5 protein-coding genes and 1 pseudogene are annotated in these 4,716 nt (G+C 70.3%); 5 read left to right on the plus strand and 1 reads right to left on the minus strand.

The genetic code is table 11. From position 1 onward, the window contains the following. The 3 genes and pseudogenes from ACR2JA_RS00045 to ACR2JA_RS00055 form a co-directional block, all read left to right on the plus strand. Positions 1 to 622: pseudogene (locus tag ACR2JA_RS00045) on the plus strand (AAA family ATPase); the annotation flags it as partial. A gap of 11 nt (positions 623 to 633) precedes the next feature. Next, entirely contained in the window at positions 634 to 2,088 is a 1,455-nt protein-coding gene (locus ACR2JA_RS00050) for a vWA domain-containing protein (protein WP_434007097.1), read from the plus strand. A gap of 133 nt (positions 2,089 to 2,221) precedes the next feature. Next, the gene (locus tag ACR2JA_RS00055; RefSeq protein ID WP_434007098.1) at positions 2,222 to 2,497 is read left to right on the plus strand and encodes a YkvA family protein; all 276 of its coding nucleotides are present in this window, start codon (positions 2,222 to 2,224) and stop codon (positions 2,495 to 2,497) included. Between the two features lie 54 nt (positions 2,498 to 2,551). On the opposite strand, the gene ACR2JA_RS00060 is transcribed toward ACR2JA_RS00055, so the two are convergent. Beyond that, on the minus strand, positions 2,552 to 3,295 hold the full coding sequence (locus tag ACR2JA_RS00060) for a 2OG-Fe dioxygenase family protein (protein ID WP_434007099.1): 744 nt from the start codon (positions 3,293 to 3,295) through the stop codon (positions 2,552 to 2,554). Positions 3,296 to 3,418: 123 nt separating this feature from the next. On the opposite strand from ACR2JA_RS00060, the gene ACR2JA_RS00065 reads away from it, so the two are divergent. Next, complete coding sequence (locus ACR2JA_RS00065) at positions 3,419 to 3,868, plus strand: bacteriohemerythrin (RefSeq protein ID WP_434007100.1); 450 nt, start codon at positions 3,419 to 3,421, stop codon at positions 3,866 to 3,868. A gap of 189 nt (positions 3,869 to 4,057) precedes the next feature. Beyond that, positions 4,058 to 4,716: DUF2189 domain-containing protein (locus ACR2JA_RS00070; protein WP_434007101.1), on the plus strand; the 659-nt coding region annotated here is incomplete at its 3' end.

The following is a 4,716-nucleotide window of genomic DNA, read 5'->3' on the forward strand; positions in this document are numbered from 1 at the left end:
GGTGCAGGCCGCCAGCCGCAACGCGAGCGAAGTCTCGGTCTGGGACGCCTGGCTGTTGCCCTTCACCCTGGCCGCCAACCCGGACCAGGTACCGGGCTGGACCGACTGGTTCCTGCAGACCGTGGCGCAAGCCACGCCGCTGGTCATCGACGGGCTGGAACGTGCCGCCACCGCCTTTGAGCAGCAACTGGACGTGGAACGCCGCGCCCCCGCCGACGCGCAAGACGACAGCGCCGGCAAGCTGGCGCTGGCGCGCGCCATCGCCGGCCCGAGCAGCGAAAGCGAACTCGTGCGCATCACCAGCAAACGGGCGCACCGGCGCTACGGCGCGCTGCACATCCGCGCGCGGGTGGCGCAGGTGGCCGAGGTGCAGCAACGCCTGAACACCGTGCAGGCGGACGTCCACGCGTTGGCCGAGGCCGTTCTGAAACAGGCCCGCACCCACGGCTGGCTGCCGCCGTCGTGGCGCGCGCGCATCGAGGCCGTGCACGCACAACGCTGCGCCCAGGTGGACGCGCTGGCTGCGCGGCTGACCGAACTGCACGACGGCTTCGCGGCGCTGCCCCGCCTGGCCGAGGACACGTCCGAGTTCGTGCCGACGCCGGTCAGCTGGCAAGCCTGAACCCCACGGCCATGACGGCCCCCGCTGACCGACCGTACCACCACCTCGACGCCATCGCCCGCGAACTGTGGCGCTGGTCGGTGGTGTGCAGTGGCGGCACGGCCGAGGCCCGGCTGGCCCAGGCCGCGCCCTGGCACAACGCGCTGCTGGCCGGCCACCTGCCCGATGCCACGATGGACCTCGGCGACCCCGAAGCCGTCGGACCACTGCGCCGGCTGCTCAGCGAACTCAACCTGCTCGCGCTCACCCAGGGCAACACGTCCCTGACGCGCCAGATGCTGCAGAGCCTGCTCTGGCACCTGGACAGCCTGATCGAACGGCCCGCCAGCGACACCCGCGCCCAGGCCATCGCCCGCATGGCCGACGAATTCCGCGAGAACTGGACCCTGCAGCGCCAGGGCTGGGAAGAGGCCCTGGCGCTGCTCAAGTCGCTGGGCGACCCGTCGCACCTGAACTGGGACGACCTAAAAGGCCAGCTCAACCGCCGCGAATGGGTCGAGGCGCGGCGCATCGGCGGCCTGCTGGAGCGACTGCCCGCGCTGGCCCAGTTCATCGACGGCGTGGGCCGGCGCCAGCTGGCCGCGCACCAGCCGCTGGCGCGCACTGCAACACCCCAGGCGCCAGCCGCCGACCAGGCCGCGCCACGCCCCACCGAAGACGACGAGCGCTGCCCGGAACCCACCGCGGTGGATGGCGTGCACCGCTCGCGGGCGCTGGCGCGCATGACCGGCAGCGAAAGCCTGAACCTGACCCACCCGGTGCTGCGCCGCCTGTGGCGCGCCCGCTTCGCCGAGGCGCAGCTGCTGACCTACGACGACCGCGCGCGCGAACCGCGCGCCCTCCCGCTCCCGCAGCCCGAAGGCGCCGCGTCGCGGCAACAGGAGGCTCACATGGGCCACGGCCCGCTGATCGTCTGTCTGGACACCTCCGGTTCGATGCAGGGTGCGCCCGAGAACGTGGCCAAGGCCTGCGTGCTGCAGGCCCTGCGCAGCGCCCACGCCGGCGACCGCGCCTGCCGCCTGCTGGCGTTTGGCGGCCCGGGTGAGCTGCTGGAGCGTTCGCTCACGCGCGACGCCGCCGGCCTGGACGCGCTGCTGGACCTGATGGGTCAGGCGTTTGACGGCGGCACGGATGTACAGACCCCGATCGAACGCGCCATCGAACAGGTGCAACAACACGGCTGGGAAGACGCCGACGTGCTGATCGTCAGCGACGGCGAGTTCGGCTTGACGGGCGCCACGCTGACCGCGCTGCGCCAGGCCAAAGAACGGCTGGGCCTGCGGGTGCACGGCATCCTGATCGGGGACCGCGAGACCATCGGTCTGGTCGAGATCTGCGACGCGCTGCACTGGGTGCGCGACTGGCGCCGCTACGGCCAGGCCAGCGGCGCGGCAGCGGAGGGCTTTTCGCCCGTGCACAGCCGCAGCCTGACGGCGATGTATTTCCCCAACGCCATCCGGCGCTGAGCGTGCGTTTTGCGCACGCTCAGCGCACGACGACCAGCGGCAGGAACCCGGCCCTTGCAACCGTGGTCCACCACCCCACACTGTGTGCTGTCCGGGCGTTCCGGACGCGCCTGTGTCCTGGAGGTGAACCCGTATGTGGAAACGTCTGTCGGTGCTCTGGCTGGCCGTGCGCGGTGACGCGAAGCGGCTCTGGTACGCGCTCGGTCACCCTGAGGCGCCGGGCTGGCTCAAGGCCGGCGCGGCGGCCATCGTGCTGTACCTGCTCTCGCCCGTCGACCTGATCCCGGACATGATCCCCGTGCTGGGGGTGGTCGATGACCTGGTCATCGTGCCCCTGGCGCTGCGCTGGCTGCTGGCACGTCTGCCAGCGCACATCCGCGACCATGCAGTGGCAAAGGCAGGCAGATAGCGGTTCGCCGCCAGGCCGCCCCAAGGCGAAACGCGCCGCGACGACGCCGAGCGGTCAGCCTCCCTGGAAGCCGTCGCGCCGGAAGGTCAGCACCAGGGTGTCGCGCCAGCCCAGTTCGCCCGGCACCAGCGGCTGGATCGGCGTGGTCTCGTGGATCACGCGCGCGTCGTCCAGCAGCAGCAGCGACCAGGGTTCGCTGAGCGTGAAGCGCTGGCCGCTGGGACCATCGGCGTCGAACACGCGGCTCTCGCCGCCCTTGATGCCGTGGCGACCGAGCATGAACACAGCGACCAGGTCCACGCCGTCGCGGTGCGCGCCCTCGGGCGTGGGCCGGCCAATGCCGTCGGTGGTGTCGATGCGGAACGGGTGCGCTTCCACGTACCAGGGCCGCGCGCCGTGCACGGCCGACACGGCCTGGCCCACGGTTGCCAGCAGGGTGCGCCACAGCGGCGATGCCACCACCGAAGCGTCCATGGGCTCGAACCAGCGCTGCATGCCGCCGTGCAGAGCGTTGTATTCCAGCGGCTGCCAGTGGGCGCGGTGCGGGGCCTGCTGCACGTCGGCACCGTCCACCACGAAGCAGCTGTGGCGCCGGCGCCGGTAGCGCCCGCCGTCCTTGAGGAAGCCGTCCGGCGGCAGGTGATTCCAGCTTGCGTGCAGGGCATCGAGGGCGGCCGCGTCGGTGTGCAGCCAGGTCTGCACGTCGACCGCGCTGAGCAGTGCAAAACCGGTACGGGTCAGCGAGTCGTCCAGCCCGCTCAGGGGCACATAGGGAGGGGGGTAGGCGTGCAGGCTCATGGGCGGGCAGTGTAGCGGCGCACGGATGCCCGACCACCCGACGTGCCTGCGCAGTTTCTGCGCTGGATCAAAACCGGGGCGCATCCGCACTGTCAAGCTGTGCGCATTGCCAAGGAGGCCGCTATGAACACCGTCGAATGGTCCGATGCCCTGCTGCTGGACTTTGAACCCATGGACAGCGTCCACCGCGAATTCGTGGACCTGCTGGCCATGGCCCAGAGCGCGCCCGATCACGCATTGCCGCAGGCCTGGTCGGCGGTGCTGGACCACACCGTGCACCACTTCGGACGCGAAGACGAATGGATGCGCAAGACCCGCTTCGCGTCGGCCGACAACCACATGCTGCAGCACCGGGTGGTGCTCAACGTGCTGCGCGAAGGCCTCGCCATGGCGCGCGCCGGCGACCTGTCACCGGTGCGCGAAATGGCCAGCGAACTGGCGGCCTGGTTCGCCAAGCACACCCAGTCGCTGGACGCGGCGCTGGCGCTGCACATGCGCCGCGAGCTGAGCGAGCGCGCGCACGCCCCGGTGCACCGCAGCAGCGGCCCTCACCGGAGCGCGCATCCGCACTGAACCGGTGCGAACGCAACCCGCCCAACCGCAGGGGCGCGCCCGGCGTTCCCACACCTGCTGAGCACGGGCGAACCGTGCCTGGTCGCCTGCGCGACCGGCGGTCTGACAAGACCCTGCTGCCCTATGGGGTAAACGATAGGCGGCTTGATATTTGTCAATGGTTATATTGTTTTCCAACCGGAGACAACCATGGCACAAGCCCTCAACGCGGCGGCAACAGAGGCCCCGACGCCCGAGCCGACCGAACCCGCACCCACCGCCGATGACCGCTCGGCGGAACACGGCCCTTCCGTCTTCAGCCTGCCGTTGGCACAGCTGCGCTTCTCCGATCCCATCCAGTGGATCAAGCTCGGCTGGGCGGACTTCCAGCGCTGCCCGCGCATCGGCCTGTTCTACGGCCTGTGCTTTTTCGTCATGGGGCACGCGCTGCTGGCCCTGTTCCAGACAGCCCCGCAGTACCTGCTGGCGCTCAGCGCCGGCTTCCTGCTCATGGGCCCCTTCCTGTGCCTGGGCCTGTACGACGCCAGCAAGGCGATGCAGACGCACACCCACCGTCCGTCGCTGCGCGCATCGCTGGCGGCCTGGCGGCCCACGCGCAGCACCATGGCCATCTTCGCCGGCGTGCTGCTGATCCTGGAAATGCTCTGGGGCCGCGCGGCGCTGGTGGTGTTTGCGGTGAGCTTCAACACCATGCCCGAGAAGGCCAACCTGCTGTCCATGCTGTTCGATCCGCAGAACATCGGATTCCTCATCACCTACACGCTGGTCGGTGGCGTCTTCGCCGGCCTGATCTTCGTGACCAGCGTGATCTCCATCCCGATGATCATGGACCGCCAGGTCGACGCGGT

It is taken from the genome of Hydrogenophaga sp., from assembly GCF_051007235.1.
Lineage (GTDB): Bacteria > Pseudomonadota > Gammaproteobacteria > Burkholderiales > Burkholderiaceae_C > Hydrogenophaga.

What these genes read in the sequence shown, in the direction of transcription:
- ACR2JA_RS00050 (WP_434007097.1), top strand. Translation starts at nt 634, where the DNA reads ATGACGGCCCCCGCTGACCGACCGTACCACCACCTCGACGCCATCGCC.
- ACR2JA_RS00055 (WP_434007098.1), top strand. Translation starts at nt 2,222, where the DNA reads ATGTGGAAACGTCTGTCGGTGCTCTGGCTGGCCGTGCGCGGTGACGCG.
- ACR2JA_RS00060 (WP_434007099.1), bottom strand. Translation starts at nt 3,295, where the DNA reads ATGAGCCTGCACGCCTACCCCCCTCCCTATGTGCCCCTGAGCGGGCTG.
- ACR2JA_RS00065 (WP_434007100.1), top strand. Translation starts at nt 3,419, where the DNA reads ATGAACACCGTCGAATGGTCCGATGCCCTGCTGCTGGACTTTGAACCC.